This is a genomic window from Arthrobacter sp. (genome assembly GCF_030540645.1).
GTDB lineage: Bacteria > Actinomycetota > Actinomycetes > Actinomycetales > Micrococcaceae > Specibacter.
In genome coordinates this window covers 1-17,367 of record NZ_JAUNVV010000080.1, presented here as the reverse complement: position 1 = coordinate 17,367, position 17,367 = coordinate 1, and the positions used below count along the sequence as shown (strand labels likewise).

Here is a 17,367-nt window from a genome sequence, read left to right as displayed (position 1 = left end):
CTAATGGGGACCGGACCAGCACAAGGAAACACCGTGTAGGTCAGCCGTAACGTGGATGCCGAGCCTTGCTGCCGCAGGACAAGCCAACACAGTTTCACAGAACACTATTTCTGGGAGGTTTGCGTTGATCAAGGACCATGACCAAGTCGATATCTTCATCGGTGTTGACGTCGGCAAGAGCAATCACCATGCGGTCGCCATCGACCGCAAGGGCAAGAAACTCCTCGACCGGGCGCTGCCCCAGGACGAGGCAAAACTACAAGCAATCATCCGCTCCGTTGCAAAAAAGGGCACCGTGTTGCTGGTCGTGGATCAGCCCTCCACCATCGGCGCCCTGCCGGTAGCGGTGGCTCAGGCGGAGGGCATCATGGTCGGATACTTGCCCGGGCTGGCGATGCGCCGGATCGCTGATCTGCACCCAGGCGAGGCCAAGACGGATGCCCGAGACGCTGCCATCATTGCTGAGGCCGCCCGTTCTCTGCCGCACACGCTGCGCTCCATCGTGCTCGCTGACGAGCAAGCCGCAGAACTCTCAATGTTGTGCGGTTTTGATGACGATTTGGCCAAGCAGGCCACCGCTACCTCGAACAGGATCCGCGGCCTACTCACCCAGATCCATCCAGCCCTTGAACGGGTCGTGGGCAAGCACCTAGACCACCCAGCCATGGCCGAACTGCTGATCAAATACCCGACACCGGACAAGCTGCGCAAAGCCGGCCAGGCCAGGGCTGCGACGCTGTTATCGCGGTACGCGCCGCGGGCCGGGAAGGGCTGGGCGGCAGAAGTTTTCACTGCGTTGGCTGAGCAGACCGTCGTGGTCGCTGGCACGAACGCTGCCGGGACGGTACTGCCGCAGCTCGCGGCGATGCTCAAGCAGCTGCGCACCTCCAGGGACCAGATGCTCACCCAGATCGAAGCCCTCGTGGAGGACCACCCTCTTCACCTCGTCCTGACCTCCATGCCAGCGGTCGGGGTCAGGACGGAAGCACGCATCATCAGTGAAGTTGTGGGCAAAGATTTCAAGACCTCCGGCCATCTCGCCTCCTACGCCGGGCTCGCACCAGTGACGTGGCGATCAGGAACCTCGATCCGCGGCGACCACCCCTCCAAGAAGGGCAACAAGACCCTCAAACGTGCGTTCTTCCTCTCCGCGTTCGCCGCCTTGAAGGACCCACTCTCACGCGCCTACTACGACCGGAAACGAGCGCAGGGGAAACGACACAACCAAGCACTCATCGCCCTAGCCCGGCGCCGCCGCGACGTGCTCTTCGCGATGCTCCGCGACGGCACCCTCTACGACGCACCGGCCCCTAAAACCACATAAGCACTCCCAGCAACCAGCTGACGGGCACGCACCGGCAGCCACTACCACCTGCCCAACATCAAAGACTCAAGAAACTTTGAAGAACTCCACCCAAACCCTTGACGAAGAACATAGGGACACCCTCCTGAAGGAGATCGATGCTAATTTACGGGCGAGGCAATATTCAAGGGACCAGTTGTAGCCCTAGAATTCACTGGCAAGTATATGTGCGTCATGTTCACGGAGACCACCCCCAGAACTCAAAGACGCCGCGGTGTCACGTAACAACACGGTTTGGGAGTTCTTGTTCTTCAATTCAGAGGGTGCACGAGAGGGTGGTTCTTTGAACGATTATCAGGCTCCTCCGTCGATGGGGGAACCCCAAGTGTAGTGGGTTGGAGTGTAGGCGCTGGGGGAGAGCACTTTTTGTCTAGCTGGGAGAGGTCTTGTTTCTGATTGTCGGGTACACATCCATGCTTTTGCGAGTCTGACCAGCGCCACATCAACCAGACAGACAAGGCCTCGAAGTACAACGATTTGATCAGTGAGCATCCAACGGAGCCAATTTGGTGCACGCTACTTCAGCAGACAGGGCTGCAGTGATCACTGAACACCTACTAGAGAGACCCTAGGCCTGCTGTTACCCGTTGCATTGTTAGACAGTGCTGGCTTCGCCTCTAATGACGGTGGAATTGGTGGAATTCGTGGGATTGGTCGTGATCGAGACGAGGTACCCCATCCCCGCGGTGACCATACGATGGACCTGACCTGAAGCATTGGCCGCCATGGCCGTCGCCAATGACCTCAAGGACGTCGGTGCCCGTACGCACAGCGCGGCCAGCCACCGTATCTGGGTGCCCTTGCCCCCGTTCGGTCTGGGCGCGGCACCGAGCCTGCCCGCAAGGCTCCCTTGGATTCCTGCACGGTAGCCACGATGATCATCATGAACGCTCCTATTCGCCAGATCAACGTCCATGCAAATGACTTTTGGCTATCGTGCCGCGGCTGGGAGGGGCCATTTTGTGTGGAACCAGCAGCGCCCCGGAACGGATAATGCACCCACCGACGGCAGGTCTGGGAAGATCAAGTTGCCAACCTGCTGACAAAAGATGTTTAGTGACGGCAGAAATCGCAGATTTGATCGTTACCCTGACGCCGCCAGTGACGCCTAGATCACTGGGTCAACGTCGTCAACAAGGATGACCACCCATCACCAAAGAATGGCAGGCACAACACGTGCCCACCGGGAAACCGTGCTCGGAGAGCAGAATGGACGTCAGGAATGAGACATATAGAAGGCAGTGCGGGTGCAATCCGCCTTGGTAAACAGAGGGCCGACAGCTAGATACTTAGGGAGACGATATCAACCGTAGTCTCAGCCCTTGTGCCAACAGCCTGTACCCTGTAGAGAGGAAAGCGGTTGGCACGGCAGAGCGTTCAAGCCGTATGTATGTGCAAATTCAATTGCTTGTAGAATGCTGATCGCCCTGATGCTACAGGCAGAACAATGTAAATCTACTTGTCATCTGCCAGTTAACACGTTGGAATGCCAGCAATCGTGCCCAATGTGCGGCAATTGGTGGCGGAGTTGCTCAGTGTAGTGCTTTTTTGGGCGCCCTGGTTGAGGTTGACACCCCATTGCCGAGCCCTCCAGACTGTTCTACACCATTCTTACTAGCAACTTGCGGACGACATCTTCCGGTAACCGGCTCCTTGGCTAGTCTATGAGGAATTCGATCCTTGGTTGGATGCCTAGGGATAACGTTGCCCCAGCGCAGTAGTGCCTGCCTCTCGCACGGACGGCTTGATCAGATGTTCGACTGCAGTAGGGCTACTTTTTGTACAACTGCGTTTTGGGTACTGACAATGTTGAGGAAGCCATTGCGTCTTGCTCAGTAGCTCGTGGCACTGGATATTACTCTTGGTCCTCGAATTGCACTGAAACGAATGGGCCTGCAGATCGACCTAGTCTAATGGCTCACAATGGATCGGTTGTTTCACGTGAAACGGTCAGGCCGATCCACTAACGTGACCGTCGAGGATCGTCAAAATGCATGCCAGCTTTATGGGGGTGCAAATGCAAAACTGGGGTAGGCGAGGAGGTCGTTGTAGGCAATGGTAATGGCACGGAGCTGAGTGGCGGTGGTGCGGAACATCGTCGGACAACAGGATCGTTACAGCGTTCCGGTAGCCCTTATAGGGGGCAGCCGTAGACGGGGTCGAATATCTGGCCCGTCTACCCGTCGAAGCGATATGGGGTGCCAACGGAAACCCCACGTAGACATCAGCGCTATCGCCACAACCCCTGCCGCTAGCGATATTGCGGCAGGCTTACAGTCGATGTTGACAACGGCCTTGGTGCCCTGGTCGCAGTCGTTGCTTGGTGATGGATGTGCCTATGTTTTTCATCAAGGGCTTTAGCAGTTTTTATTCCAATATATTGAGGAAATATTTTTGGAAAGGTGATTCTGTCTACCGGTGCGTCCGGCAGCCGCTTCTTTGAGCGGCTATGTGGTTTTCCTGGTTGGTGTGTCAGAGGGAGCCGTCGCGGAGCATCACGAAGAGCACGTCGCAAGCGGCGCCGGGCGAGGGCGATCAGTGCCTAGTTGTGTCGTATTCCTTCAGATCGTTTGCGGTCGTCGTAGGCGCGGGAGAGTGGGTCTGTCAGGGCTACGAAAGCGGAGGGGAAGAAGGCGCGCTTAGCGCTCTTGTTGCCCTTTTTGGAGGAGTGGTCGCTACGGATTGAGGTACCTGATCGTCTGGTCATTGGTGCCAGGCCAGCCTAGGAGGCGAGGTGGTCGGCAGTCTTGAATTCCTTGTCCGCAACTTCGGTGATGATGCGTGCTTCTGTCCCGACCACGACAGCTGGCATGGAAGTCAGGACAAGGTGACGAGGGTGGGCCTCCACGAGTGCTTCAACCTGTGTGAGGACCTCTTCACGGGCGGTGGGAGGCTGCTTGAGCATTGCGGCGAGCTGGGCCAGGAGAATGCCTGCAGCGCCGGTTCCCGCTACAGCCACGGTCTCCTCATCCAAGGCTGTGAATATGTCGGCGGTACAACGTTTCCCGGCCCGTGGAGCATGCTTCGAAAGTAGAGCTATGCCCCCGGCAGGGCCGGCGCTGCGAAGTGTCAACGCCAACCGAATATAGGGCCGCTTTTGCCATTTGAAAGCAGGGCCACGGTGTGTGGTTTTATGGTGCCATGGTTTGTGTTTTGATCCGGCCTTGGAGCCGGTAGCTGTTGCCGGAGAGGTTGATGACTTCCGCGTGGTGGACGATTCGATCGATCATGGCCGAGGCGATCGTGGCGTCACCGAAGACCTCCGCCCAGCGGCTGAACGCAAGGTTGCTGGTCAGGATCAGCGAGGCCCGTTCGTAGCGGGAGGAGACGAGCTGGAAGAACAAGTTCGCGGAGTCCTGATCGAACGGAATGAAGCCTACTTCGTCAATCACAAGGACCTTGTAGCGGCGGAGTTTCGTTAGTTCCGCCGTTAATTGGCCACGGTTGTGGGCCTCGGCCAGACGGGCGACCCCGCCGGTGGCGGAGTCGAAGAGGACCCGGCGCCTGGCGTGTGCGGCACGGGTGGCGATACCCACAGCTAAATGGGATTTACCGGTACCGGGAGGGCTGAGCAGGACCACGTTTTTGCTTCTTCTAGGAACACCCCAGTGCCCAGGTGCGCGATGAGAGACCGGTCAGCAGCGGGTTGATGGTCGAAGTTGAAATTGTCCAGAGTCTTGTGGCCGGGGAACTTCGCTGCCTTGATCCGCAGGGCCGCGCCGGAGGCTTCCCGCTCGACCACCTCACTGGAGAGCACGGCGGGGAGGTATTCCTCGCGGCTCCACCCTGCGGTGCGGGCATTATCGGCCAGATGCCGGTACCCGTCCCCAATCCTTGGGCCCGCAGTGCGCGGGCGTAGTACTCAATGTCCTTGCCGTCCCGGAGGTGACAGTGACCGTAGCCAGATCGGCAGTGACCTGCACCAGCCAGCCGATCGCGGACGGATCCACGGAGTAGTCTTTGGGATGCACCCGCACGTAGTAGTCCCTTGGCAGGCGGATTTCCTTACGGAACCGCATCCGGGGCGATGGGACCCAGCGGACGTATCGCGGCCCGGTCCGCAGCTACCAAATCTGCCGGAGCCCCGTGAGGCGAGCGGGTGTAGCGGGCGTTGGCACGCGGCAGCCACGCATCGAGCTGGTCGTTGAAGTCGTGCGGGTCTATGAAGACCCGCCCGGGCATGAACCCGCAGCGGAAGAACCCGTTCATCCGCTCCACCATGCCCTTGGACTCAGGATCCATCGGTATCAAGAGCTTGATCTCGGTGCCCAAAACCCAGGCAAACGCGCTGGCAGCCTCGGTCAGCTTTCCCCGGCCAATACCGGTCTCGAAAGTCCCACCCCTGCCTGGCCGGGACCGCCCCGGCTTCCTGGATCAGCTCCCACATGCCACCGAGGAGGTCCTCGGTGGTGCAGGAGGGAATCATGCGGGTCTGCACGAACCCGGAATGGGCACTAGTTATCACCAGTACCGGCGGCTTCCCTTCCTGCCCGTAGCCCAACGGCAGTCCCTGGTGCGGGAACCATAGATCGCACCGCACGGCCTTTCCCGGTTCATGCACGAGCCGGTCCGTCGGGTCTGCGGCGCGTACTCAGGCCTAATGGCGGCAACCTTCGCTCGGAACAGTGACGCCGCCCCGGACCAGCCCACCCGCTCGGCCAATACCGTCGCTGCCATCATGGGAGTCCCCGCCAGCAGCCGACGAACGTCCTTCTCGAACGCTCGAACGCTCGTACGCAGACCCGGCCGGTCTGCGTTCATACTTTGGCGCAGCATCTGCGGCCAACGCATGATCTACGGTCCTGCGTGAGACGCCTAGCTGTTTCCAGCTCCCGCCTGGAAATCCTCTCATTCGCAAAGCGGTGGCGGATAGTTACCCAATTATCCAAATTGGTCACCTTCAACGATGTCAGCTGGCCCTATTTTCTGTTGGCGTTGACAGCCACGCCTGGAATGGAGCCGACGATGGTCCCATCGGCCTGGGGCAGAGTCCGGTCCAGAAGCTCTATACCGTTCCGATCGATGGCGTCCGTGCCATGATTGCCTTTGCAAACGTCAATGCCTATAGAGACGTCAAATTGATCGTGGTCCTCGATCAACGTAGACCTCTCGGAAGCAGTGTCCTGTGAAACGCTCGTTCGGATGTCCTACGGTGACAAGACCTTGGGATCATCAATGACTGAGGCACGTAGTCATGCTGGGACCGACAGGCCATCAACCCCAATCCCTACCTAGTTGGGGGGCTACTAGGAAGGTAAAGAGGAACGTGTGTAGCGGGGGATCCGGTCTTGGAAACCACGCCTCAAGCTCGTCGTTGAAGTCACGAGGATGATTGAAATCCCGCCTGGGCATGGACCCACGCCGGAAGTACCCGCTCCTTGGGTTCCGCTCTCGTGCCTACTCCATCCGGATCGCAGAGTCCTAAGCCCGGAACAACGATGAGGAGCAGACCATGCGAGCCGCCCGGCCAACACCGTTGGCGGCATCCTCGGTTTCCCACTCAACAAAAACCGCACGCCCCTCTCCCGACCACTTCGGGAGAGTATCCTGTCGGCGCGCTCGTACCTCGGCGTGGTCTCCGGCGGTGGCTCCCGACCAACGGCCTCACTTGAGAGACCCAGCTTCTTCATTGGCTCCCGCGGGGAAACACTCTTCGTTTGCAGAGCGGCAGTTCCTAGTTGCCCAGCCATCCCCATTGTTAACTTTCAATTGAGCCAGGCGACATTACTCTCAGCTGGCAATACTGGCCCCATTTTTGACTGGCGATGACAACGATTCACGCGCATCCCGGAAGTAGACGCCTTGTGGGCGGGACCCAGCAGGCTTGACCACCATTAGGCTCTCTACACATTGGGCCGCCAGTATTTGTTTCACGTGAAACTAGGGAGTGGGTCGGAACAGCAGAATTCCAACCCAAAGTGTCAGATTGGGAGGATATGGGGGTGTTTCCCAAATAATGTCACCTCGACTTTTGGTGCTTAGAATCGATCTGGGAGAAGCCCTAAGGGTTGGTTAAATGGGTGTGGATCGGACCTAGTCCGATCCACACCTGAAAAACCAAAGAGGAGACTTTACTTTAGGTACTCTGCAAATTCCTTTTCAAAGTACTGCTTGGGGCGTGCACCTACAACTGTGCTCCGCACTTCGCCACCTTGGAAGAGGTATACGGCAGGAATGGACGTGATTCCATATTTGGCTGAAATGGCTGGGTTGGCGTCGACATCGACCTTGACGACGTCGATCTTGTCAGCATACTCAACAGAGATTTCATCCAGGATAGGGCCGAGTTTGCGGCAGGGGCCGCACCACTCAGCCCAGAAGTCTACAATTACAGGCTTTTCGGAGTTCAAGACTTCATCGCTGAATGTTGCATCTGTTGCGCTCTTGGCGTTGCTCATAGTGAACTACTTTCTCTTAGGAATCTTGATCGGCTAGGTAGTGCTCTACATCAAGTGCAGCAACACATCCGGAACCGGCCGCGGTAATTGCCTGACGATAGGTGGGGTCCACTACGTCTCCGGCTGCGAAGACGCCCGGAAGGGTTGTCTTGGAAGTTCTGCCTTCAACGGCAATGGTTCCTGCTGCAGTGAGGTCAAGAACCCCCTTGACCAAATCGACACGAGGATCGTTGCCTATGGCAACGAATACGCCTGTTACAGCAAGCTCGCTCTTCTCACCTGTGATCAGGTTGTTGAGCCGAACACCACTGACCTTTGCATCACCAAGAACGGCGTCAACGGCACTGTCCCAAACGAACTTGATCTTCGGGTGGTTCAAGGCCCGGTCTGCCATGATCTTGGAAGCACGGAGAGTATCCCGGCGGTGCACAACAGTGACGGTCTCCGCAAACTTCGTCAGGAAGATGGCTTCTTCCATGGCGGAATCACCACCACCAATGACTGCGATGTCGTGGCCCTTGAAGAAGAAGCCGTCACACGTGGCGCATGAGCTCACACCGTGGCCGACCAGACGCTTTTCACCCTCGACACCCATTTCACGGTACGCGGACCCAGTGGAAATGATCACTGTGCGGGCCTTGAATTCCTGTCCGTCAGCCAGTGTCACAGTCTTGATGGCGCCTTCGAGTTCGACGGACGTAACGTCGTCGTACATCACTTCTGTGCCGAATCTCTCGGCCTGTTGGCCAAGGTTTTCCATGAGATCCGGGCCCATGATGCCTTCGGGAAACCCGGGGAAGTTTTCGACATCGGTGGTGTTCATCAGTTCGCCACCAGCGGTCACGGAGCCAGCGATCATCAACGGCTTCAGATCAGCGCGGGCTGTGTAGATCGCTGCAGTGTATCCAGCAGGCCCAGAACCTACGATGATGACATCACGGACGTCGCTTGCGGGGGTTGCTTGCGTGCTCACGGGTAAGTGTTCCTCTTCCTACATTGACTGTCCGCGGCGGTGCGGCTCGTTTGGACCTTCGCTATCCACAACTGGTTCAACCATGCGGATATTCCTTTCACGCAAGCGCGGAGGAATTAGACGTGTTACTTGATGCTAATCTCGGTGATCTTTAAACCATAGGGATAAGTCACGAACGGCTGAAGTTTAGGAAGCTGCGTGAAGTTGATGATCACGTATTTCGCCTTTACTCCGGCGGCAGCTGTGAGTGTAAAGTCGGGGGCACTGAAGGAGCCGCTCCCGATCTTCGTGGCACCCTGAAGCTCAGGCACGGAGTTGGTCAAGATGTTGAACTGCCCACCCGTTCCGGCCAGCTGGCTGATACTCACGGAACCGATGGTGGACTCTTCCTTCAACGCAACAACTAAATTGATGCCGTCGTTAAGACCGGCGAAGTCGGCGTTGGAATACTCCACTGTGGGCCAATATGTGCCCTTGTTTCCGTCAATGGCGTCCTTGAGGCGCGGGAAGAACGTCTCGGCATAGTTCTGGACACCAGGGGCGAAGACTGTGATATCTGTCAGGCCTGTGATGACGGGAGCAACAACTGCCGGAGGTGGTGGTGCATCAGTGGCGGCTGGCTTGTCACTGGCTTGCGGTGACGCAGGCGCGGACGTGGTGGTCCCAGCCTGATTCTCACCAGCGTTGAACAGTCCACTGATGTGCTGCACAGCGAAGATGAGGGCTCCAATTAGCAGTACACCCACGATTGCCCCGGTTAGCCAGCGTCCGCCCGAACGGGGAGCGTTTCCGTCGTCCTCTTCCAAATCATCGTCTGGTTCCGAGGGCGCACCATCTTGTCCGTAAGCATCGCTGGCGCTGAGGAATTCTGCCGGAAAGGTGCCGGGGCGGCGCGCATCCGCTGCCTCTTGCTGGGAGTCCTCGTTGATGAAGCCGTAGTCCTCTTCATCCCATAACGTCACCTTTGACGCAGGTGCTTCTGGTTCCGCTTGTGGTGTGGGGGCCGCTTGTGATGCAGGGGCAACTGGAGGTACGACGGCGGCACCCGGGGTGGTCTTCGGTGTTGCCGGTGCTTTGGTTGGCATGGGTGGGGGCGCTAAATGGGGTGCGTCGTGCACGACCTTGGGCAGCGGGTGTGCCGGGGTTAGCGGAGAATTGTCATCGTAGACATATGCTCCGCCTGCGGGTGCGGCGTCACGTGCCGTACCAAAGATTTCGGTACCAAGCGTGTCGGTGAAGAACGGTTCCTGGTAGACATCTTCCTGCGGTTCAGTGGGGACAACGAGGTCCAGCAGGTCCGCTGAAGAGGTCCGAGCTGCAATGAGGTAGGTGGCATCGTCCTGAACGCCAAAATCCAGAATCGAGACGTTGGAAAGGCGTGTTCCCGTCGCAACGTCTCGGGCGCTCTGGGTCAGGTTCGCTGTATTCTCAACCGCAGAAACCAATATGCTGACAGGGCGATTCAGGACTTGGTCCAGACCATCCAGAATGACGTCATTCTCGGCGGAGGCCAAGATGCGGCCGGTCACTTTGTAGCGCCCGCCTAGGATGGAGCCCACATCGATGGGTTGTGGCACCAAATCCTCCTCTTACATGCATGGGGCCCGTGCAAGTCATACACACGAAGCCATATTTGGACTGATTCTATAGGAAAACGCTGCGAGAACCATGGTTGCCGCATCGGCCGGGTGCTGTTGGTTCCAAATTATTTTGTCCAGTGGCCGTGCTTCGCGCACTGCAGACAGGATTTAGCCGATGGGGAGGCGGTTTCTGAGTCTTCCCAGCAGGGGGTTGAGGAGGGCATCCACTTCGTCGACGCGCAGACGCTTGAGGATCAGGATGTAGATGACCGCCATGAGCGTCCCCACCACGGCCAACGCCAGCGCGGAAGCGGCAATGGACGTCCACATGAAGCCGGTACTTGAGGCACTGCCAAACATGCGCAGGGTCAGCTCCCCGGCTATTCCGGCCACCAGAGCCGCCACTAGGAAGCGCATGTGCGCCCGCATGATCAATCCGCCGCCGTAGTTGCCGAGCTTCCGCTTGAGGAAGATGTGGCTGACTATGGGAGCCACCACGTTGCTGAGGGTGTAACTGGCTGCAAGCCCGTAGATGATCCACTCCTGCGGGAGCAGGCTTGCGAGCAGGGCGGTGGTGAGACCCAGCCCTACCATGATGCATTGGATGATGAACGGTGTGCGGGCGTCTTCCTGTGCGTAGAAGACTCTGTTGAGGATGAAGTTGATGCTGTAGAACGGTGCCCCAACGGCCAGAATAGCCAGCGTGATCGCAACGTGGCGTCCCACCGTTTCCTGATTACCGCTAAAGAGCATCCCTAGCGGGCCCGAAAGCACCACGAGGGCGATGCCGGCAAACACTGTGGCCATTCCCGTGGTGCGCAAGGCCCCCGCCAACGAGGTGCGCAAGCCGGACATGTCCTTGCGTGCCGCAGCGTGGGCCATGGCCGTGAACATCACCGTGGCAATGGACAGGGCAATAATTGAGTGCGGCATGATGTACAGCTCAGTGGCCCGGTTCAAAACGAAAATATCCGGGATACCCGGGTCCCCCCCGGTGCTGCCGCCCAGCGGGATGGTGGCAACGCGGAGGATAACAAGGAACGTTAAATTGCCGATGATCATGGTGCCCATGGTCCAGCCGGCAACCCTGGCAGTGGCCCCCAAACCGGTGCCCTTCAATCCGAACTTGGGCCGCAGATTCAGGCCGAGCCGGTGGACGGGAATAATGAGCACGGCCGATTGCGCCACAATGCCTAAGGTGGCCGTTCCGGCAAGGATCCATGTCTGGCCGATGGTCCAATTTTCCACCGTGTGGGGTGTTGAGACGGCACTGCCGGAGATGATAATAAATACGAGCAGCCCGGCAATGGCCACCACATTGTTGACGACGGGAGCCCAGGCATAGGCCTTGAAGGCATTGTGGGCGTTCAGAACCTGGCCCAACAGCGAAAACAGCCCATAAAAGAAAATTTGGGGCAGCAGGAACAGACCGAAAGTGATAGCCAGCTGTAATTCGCTTCCCCTAAAAGAGGTGAAGATCCCCAGAATGGGCCCCACCAGAAGCATGACCACGACTGTAATCCCAAGAAGACCCACAACCCCCAAGGTGAGGAGCCTTGAAATGAAGTCGGTGCCCTTGTCCGGTTGTTTGCTGGCCTTGGCGATCTGCGGGATCAGCACGGCATTGAACACGCCACCGGCAAGAAGCAGGAAAATCAGGTTTGGAAGGTAGTTGGAGCCTTCAAAAATCGTGGCGATGGCGGTGCCGGCAATGGCAATACCGAGCATCATGGCTTTGATGAAACCCAAAATACGTGACGCCAGCGTGCCGATAGCCATGGTTGCACTGGACCTGGCACTGCTGGGTGCCAGTGTGCCTGCCTTGGTTCCGGTGGCTCCTGTCACATCCATGGTGGGTGTAACTGGGCCAACCACGGACGATGGCGTTTGGCCGCGGTTCGAGGTGACGGTCAAGGCGTGTGCCTTAGTACTGGGCTGGGCAGCCAAAGGTGGGGCTGCTGCGGGTTTCGGCGAGTTGCTGAGCCGTTCATCGTTAGACATTGTGTCCCATCATCTCACTGCTGGCTTAGTGACTGCTGGCAAGGGCTCACAAAGGCAGGAGGAAAGTTCCTTAGAAATATTCCGGGAGCAGTTCACGGGCCAGGTCGCTGATGCGCCGCTCGTTGGGGAAGGAGAGCTTCTTGGCCAGATCATCGATGCGCACCCAGGCGACGTCGACGGCTTCATGGTCGGGATCGTTTTCAATGGTGAGCAAACCACCGGTGGCACGCAGCAGGAAGTGGTGGACTGTCTTGTGGACCCGGTGGCCGCTGACAGTGAACCAGTAGTCAATGCTGCCAAGCGGGGCCAAAATATCCCCTGCGATGCCGGTTTCCTCTTCGATCTCACGAACAGCAGCTTCCGCATGGGTTTCCGCACCCTCTGGGTGCCCCTTGGGTAGGCACCACTCAAGCCTGCCACCGCGGTTGATGCGGGCGATAATCGCAACCCGGGGTTCGCCGTCGTGCATTTCAACGACGACGCCACCTGCGGAAATTTCCTCAATCGTGGGCAGCTGGCTTGGAACACTGGGCGCTGTAGGCGCGGAAGACTTCCCCATTGCCGACGGCAACGGGTTCCTCTTCGGCGCGCGGGGCACGGGGTGAACCATGGAGTCCACTCTAGCTATCTTTGCCCACGGATGATGACAGGTCGGAAACTGAAGTTTTTGGGGGTGTCACCGGGTGCGGCACGGCAGCGGCACTAGTCCAGCGGCAAAAGTCTGGCATTGTTAAGGAACCATGGATTTAGTGCTCGATACTTCGAAATTTGACCCAGTAGTTCTCGAACTGGGACGGCTCTTTGCCGACGCCGGCTACGAGCTTTCCCTTGTGGGCGGGCCTGTCCGTGACTTGTTCCTGGGGCGTACTTCCCCGGATCTGGATTTCACCACCAATGCCACCCCTGAAGAAATTCTGTCAGTGGCAAAGAAGTGGGCGGATTCGCACTGGGAGATGGGCCGCGACTTTGGCACCATCGGCTTCCGCAAGCGCAACAGGAACAAGCAGGTGCTGCTCATTGAGATCACCACCTACCGTGCCGAGGCGTATGACCCTGAGTCGCGCAAGCCCGTGGTGGCCTTTGGCACCTCCCTTGTAGAGGATTTGCAGCGCCGCGACTTCAGTGTCAATGCCATGGCGCTGCGACTGCCCGCCATGGAACTTATAGACCCCTTTGGCGGTGCAAAGGATCTGGCAGCTGGTTTGCTGCGTACCCCCGGTAAGGCCGAAGACTCCTTCTCGGACGACCCGCTGCGCATGATGCGTGCAGCACGGTTTGCTTCCCAACTTGGTTTTACGCTGGCGCCGGACGTCGTTGCGGCGATGACTGACATGGCGGGGCGGATCAGCATCATTTCCGCTGAGCGGATCCGTGACGAACTTGTGAAACTGATTTGCGGGGCACACCCACGCGCTGGCGTGGACATTCTTGTGGAGACTGGGCTGGCCGCCCTGGTGCTGCCGGAAATACCTGCACTGCAGCTGGAAACGGATGAACACCACCGCCATAAGGACGTTTATCAGCACTCTTTGCAGGTTTTGGAGCAGGCGGCAGAATTGGAGAGCGGGCCTGATGGTCCCGTTCCAGGCCCCGACTTTGTGCTGCGTTTTGCTGCCTTGATGCACGACGTCGGCAAGCCCAAGACCCGCCGTTTTGAGCCGGGCGGCGCTGTGAGCTTCAGGCACCATGACCTGGCTGGTGCGAAGCTGACGGCCAAGCGGATGCGGGCCCTGCGCTTTGACAATGATTCGATCAAGGCCGTCTCCCGCCTGGTTGAGCTGCACATGCGCTTTTATGGTTATGGCGAAGCCGGTTGGACTGATTCGGCGGTGCGCCGTTACGTAACGGATGCCGGGCCACTGCTGGAACGGTTGCACCGGCTGACGCGTTCCGATGTCACCACCCGCAACCAGCGCAAAGCCGAACGGCTTGCCTTCGCCTACGACGACCTTGAACAGCGCATTGCCGTGCTGGCCGAGCAAGAGGAACTCGATGCCATTCGCCCGGATCTAGACGGCGAAGCCATTATGGACCTGCTGGACATCAAACCGGGCCGCGTGGTGGGGCGTGCCTATAACTTCCTGCTTGAACTGCGCATGGAACACGGGCCGCTGGGTGCTGCCAAAGCAGGGGAAGAATTGCTGAGGTGGTGGGCGGAACAACCCGAATCCCAGCCCGCCTGAGAGCACATTAGAAAAATATTCGTCGATTGGAATATAACACCATGAGCCAGAGCCAGACAGAGATCACCCCGGCACCACCCGTCCCGGGAGGCCCCAAGCTGTGGCTGCTGCGCCACGGTGAGACTGAATGGTCCCGCAGCGGCCAATACACGGGATTGACGGATCTGCCGTTGACAGAGGTGGGGGAAGCTCAAGCCCGCTCGGCACGGGCTGCCTTGTCCGACGTCGAACTTGACTTGGTCCTGACCTCACCATTGCAGCGGGCGCACGTGACAGCCACGCTGGCAGGCTTCCCCGAGGCGGAGGTTGAACCCAATGCCGTGGAATGGGACTACGGCGACTATGAAGGCATCAACAGCGGGGTGGTTCGGGCACAAAACCCCGGGTACCTGATTTGGGACAACGGCGTGCCCAACGGTGAGACGCTGGAACAGGTGTCGGCGCGCGCCGACAAAATTGTTGCCCGGGTGCGGGCCGTGCAGCGGGCAGACGGCGAACCAGCCAACGTCCTGCTGGTGGCGCACGGCCACTTCCTGCGCATCCTCACCGCCCGCTGGCTCGGGCTGCCGGGCGGGGAAGGCCGCCACTTTGTTTTGGGCACAGCCAAAGTGTGCACTTTGGGTTGGGACAAGAAAACTCCTGCCGTGGAGCAGTGGGGCCTGTAGTTCAAAAGCCACGGGATCCACTGTGAGGGGATCGGCCAGGCGGCAGTGAACCGGTAGGCTCGTGTGCATGCACGAATCACAGGCCTCGGGGACCTCCACCCGGCATCCCATAGTGGTGCCGTCACGCAGCGACCCACTTTTGCGCACCATGACGGAGCCAGTGGGCGGTCCGCTGGGAAAGCACACAGCACCTGGGTCGGTGAACCCCGGATTTTTCACGGTGGAGCGCGTGCTGGTCCTGATGACGGCTGTTTCGGCAATTATCGCCGTCATGACGAAATCTCACTGCCGTACTTCGGGTTGGACCACGCCTGACCAGTATTCAACCGTCTGCTGGTCGGTGTTTCCCAACTCCTTTGTCGATGACAAGTTAGGCAGCTTGTTCCCGTTCTTCAGCCAAGGTTCCCCCTTTGAACATTCCGTGGTTGCCGGTTGGATTGCCGGGATCACGGTAACCCTGACCCAGGGAGCCGGTGACGGAGCATTGCGTCAGTTGGCGTTCTTTGACTTGAACGCAGGTTTGGTTGCAGTCGCATGGATCGTTACCGTCATCGTCGTTGCCCGCACGGCAGGGCGCCGTATCTGGGATGCCGCCATTGTGGCAGCCAGCCCTCTGCTCATCCTCGTTGCCTATGTGAGCTGGGATTTCTGGGCTGCCGCCCTAGTGAGCCTTGCACTGTACCTTTTTGCCCGACGTCGGACACTTCTGGCGGGAGCGGTGTTGGGAGTGGCCAGCATGGCCGCGTCGTACCCAATCCTGATTGTGCTGGCGCTGGTCTTTTTGGGGATTCGTGCCGGACGGGTCACGAAAATGCTGGAGATGTTCGCAGCTGCGTTGATTGCGTGGCTGTTGGTTTTGGCTCCCGTCATGGCCATCAACCCCGGGGCGTTCCCTGACCATGTGAAGACTCTATGGGCCGCAGCACCTTCAGAATCCTCCCTGTATGGCGGCTATAACCTGGTTGCGGGGCGTTTGGGCTGGCCGGCCATGGACGTTTCCACCACCAATACTGCCGCCGCCGTTCTGCTGGTGCTGCTGATATTGGGCCTTGTGGCCTTCGCTTTATATACGCCCCAGCCGCCGCGGGTGGCACAACTGGCTTTCGTGGCCGCCGCAGGATTTGTTGTACTGAGCAAGAACACCGAACCATGGCATGCCGTTTGGATCCTGCCACTGGTTGCACTCGCCCTGCCCCGCTGGCGTCCTGTGCTGCTGTGGCAGGCGGCAGTCATCACGCACTTTATCGCCTTGCTGCTCTTCCGCAGCAAAGTCTTGGGTAACATCAGCAGCCAACATGCCATCGACACCCCGTATTTCCTTCTCGCAGCTCTGATTGCGGGGCTGGCCACTTCCAGCCTCATCGGACTGACCATTCGCGAGATGATGAACCCAGACCATGACGTGGTGCGTAGCGGCGGCGTCGAGGACCCTCAGGGTGGTGACCTGCTGGGGCCGCCCACGGACCCGCAGGGTTCGCTCGTTGACGGTATGGCAGCGCCGGCCAATGGTGCGGATGTGGATCCGCTGCAGACCGGCGGGCGCGGCTAACATGAGCGACGTCGCAGTGGTTGGTTCCGGCCCCAACGGGCTGGCGGCCGCTGTGACCATGGCCCGCGCGGGGCTTTCGGTGCAGCTTTTCGAAGCCGCCGAGTCGATAGGCGGTGGCACCCGCACTGAGGAGCTGACCCTTCCCGGATACCGCCACGACGTTTGCGCAGCCGTGCATCCCATGGCCCTGGCCTCTCCGTTTTTCACGGCCTTCGAGCTTGATCGCAGGATTGAGCTTTTGGTGCCGGAGATTTCCTATGGGCACCCGCTCGACGGCGGACGGGCCGGGATCGCTTATCGGGACTTGGACCGCACGGTTGCTGGATTGGGTGTGGATGGCCGTGTGTGGCGGGCCCTGATGGAACCGTTGCTGCGCCGGCTCGGAGGTGTCATCGACTTCACCCAGAGCGGGCTGCTGCGCGTTCCCCAAGATCCGTTGGCGGCCCTGCGCTTTGGACTGCGGACACTCGCCCAAGGATCGCCCGCCTGGAACCTCGGGTTTAACGGTGACGTAGCACCTGCAATGCTGACAGGGGTCAGTGCGCATGCCATCGGCCGGCTGCCATCATTAGCCACATCCGGGGCCGGGCTGCTCCTGGGAGTGCTGGCCCATGCACAAGGATGGCCGGTGCCGCGAGGTGGATCCGCTGCGATC

11 protein-coding genes and 2 pseudogenes are annotated in these 17,367 nt (G+C 59.1%); 5 read left to right on the top strand and 8 right to left on the bottom strand.

The window, feature by feature from the left end; all coding sequences use genetic code 11:
- Positions 1-55 precede the first annotated feature (55 nt).
- Complete coding sequence (locus Q4P21_RS13280) at positions 56-1,324, top strand: IS110 family transposase (protein WP_303389233.1); 1,269 nt, start codon at positions 56-58, stop codon at positions 1,322-1,324.
- 2,511 nt (positions 1,325-3,835) lie between these two features.
- Here Q4P21_RS13280 and Q4P21_RS13275 read toward each other — a convergent pair.
- From Q4P21_RS13275 to Q4P21_RS13240, 8 genes and pseudogenes are all read right to left on the bottom strand, one after another.
- Positions 3,836-4,400: pseudogene (locus Q4P21_RS13275) on the bottom strand (transposase); the annotation flags it as partial.
- A gap of 94 nt (positions 4,401-4,494) precedes the next feature.
- Positions 4,495-5,174, bottom strand: a pseudogene (gene istB, locus Q4P21_RS13270) (IS21-like element helper ATPase IstB).
- A gap of 194 nt (positions 5,175-5,368) precedes the next feature.
- Complete coding sequence (locus Q4P21_RS13265) at positions 5,369-5,635, bottom strand: hypothetical protein (RefSeq protein ID WP_303389232.1); 267 nt, start codon at positions 5,633-5,635, stop codon at positions 5,369-5,371.
- Between the two features lie 1,799 nt (positions 5,636-7,434).
- Positions 7,435-7,761, bottom strand: a complete 327-nt coding sequence (gene trxA, locus Q4P21_RS13260) for a thioredoxin (protein WP_303389231.1) — start codon at positions 7,759-7,761, stop codon at positions 7,435-7,437.
- A gap of 16 nt (positions 7,762-7,777) precedes the next feature.
- A complete protein-coding gene (gene trxB / locus Q4P21_RS13255; protein ID WP_303389230.1) occupies positions 7,778-8,734 on the bottom strand; it encodes a thioredoxin-disulfide reductase in 957 nt (318 codons plus the stop codon).
- Between the two features lie 125 nt (positions 8,735-8,859).
- A complete protein-coding gene (locus tag Q4P21_RS13250; protein ID WP_303389229.1) occupies positions 8,860-10,311 on the bottom strand; it encodes a hypothetical protein in 1,452 nt (483 codons plus the stop codon).
- 171 nt (positions 10,312-10,482) lie between these two features.
- Positions 10,483-12,315, bottom strand: coding sequence for a murein biosynthesis integral membrane protein MurJ (murJ, locus tag Q4P21_RS13245; protein WP_303389228.1), 1,833 nt, complete (start codon positions 12,313-12,315; stop codon positions 10,483-10,485).
- A 70-nt stretch (positions 12,316-12,385) separates the two neighbouring features.
- On the bottom strand, positions 12,386-12,925 hold the full coding sequence (locus Q4P21_RS13240; RefSeq protein WP_303389227.1) for an NUDIX hydrolase: 540 nt from the start codon (positions 12,923-12,925) through the stop codon (positions 12,386-12,388).
- 130 nt (positions 12,926-13,055) lie between these two features.
- Between Q4P21_RS13240 and Q4P21_RS13235 the strand changes: the two genes are divergently transcribed.
- The 4 genes from Q4P21_RS13235 to Q4P21_RS13220 all read left to right on the top strand — a co-directional run.
- The gene (locus Q4P21_RS13235; protein ID WP_303389226.1) at positions 13,056-14,498 is read left to right on the top strand and encodes a CCA tRNA nucleotidyltransferase; all 1,443 of its coding nucleotides are present in this window, start codon (positions 13,056-13,058) and stop codon (positions 14,496-14,498) included.
- A gap of 41 nt (positions 14,499-14,539) precedes the next feature.
- On the top strand, positions 14,540-15,163 hold the full coding sequence (locus Q4P21_RS13230; RefSeq protein ID WP_303389225.1) for a histidine phosphatase family protein: 624 nt from the start codon (positions 14,540-14,542) through the stop codon (positions 15,161-15,163).
- Positions 15,164-15,230: 67 nt separating this feature from the next.
- A complete protein-coding gene (locus Q4P21_RS13225; RefSeq protein WP_303389224.1) occupies positions 15,231-16,712 on the top strand; it encodes a glycosyltransferase family 87 protein in 1,482 nt (493 codons plus the stop codon).
- A gap of 1 nt (position 16,713) precedes the next feature.
- Positions 16,714-17,367: NAD(P)/FAD-dependent oxidoreductase (locus Q4P21_RS13220; protein ID WP_303389223.1), on the top strand; the 654-nt coding region annotated here is incomplete at its 3' end.

Excerpts from the sequence above, each read along its gene's own strand:
- Q4P21_RS13280 (WP_303389233.1), top strand. The coding sequence starts at position 56 with ATGCCGAGCCTTGCTGCCGCAGGACAAGCCAACACAGTTTCACAGAAC.
- trxA (WP_303389231.1), bottom strand. The coding sequence starts at position 7,761 with ATGAGCAACGCCAAGAGCGCAACAGATGCAACATTCAGCGATGAAGTC.
- murJ (WP_303389228.1), bottom strand. The coding sequence starts at position 12,315 with ATGTCTAACGATGAACGGCTCAGCAACTCGCCGAAACCCGCAGCAGCC.
- Q4P21_RS13240 (WP_303389227.1), bottom strand. The coding sequence starts at position 12,925 with ATGGTTCACCCCGTGCCCCGCGCGCCGAAGAGGAACCCGTTGCCGTCG.
- Q4P21_RS13235 (WP_303389226.1), top strand. The coding sequence starts at position 13,056 with ATGGATTTAGTGCTCGATACTTCGAAATTTGACCCAGTAGTTCTCGAA.
- Q4P21_RS13230 (WP_303389225.1), top strand. The coding sequence starts at position 14,540 with ATGAGCCAGAGCCAGACAGAGATCACCCCGGCACCACCCGTCCCGGGA.
- Q4P21_RS13225 (WP_303389224.1), top strand. The coding sequence starts at position 15,231 with ATGCACGAATCACAGGCCTCGGGGACCTCCACCCGGCATCCCATAGTG.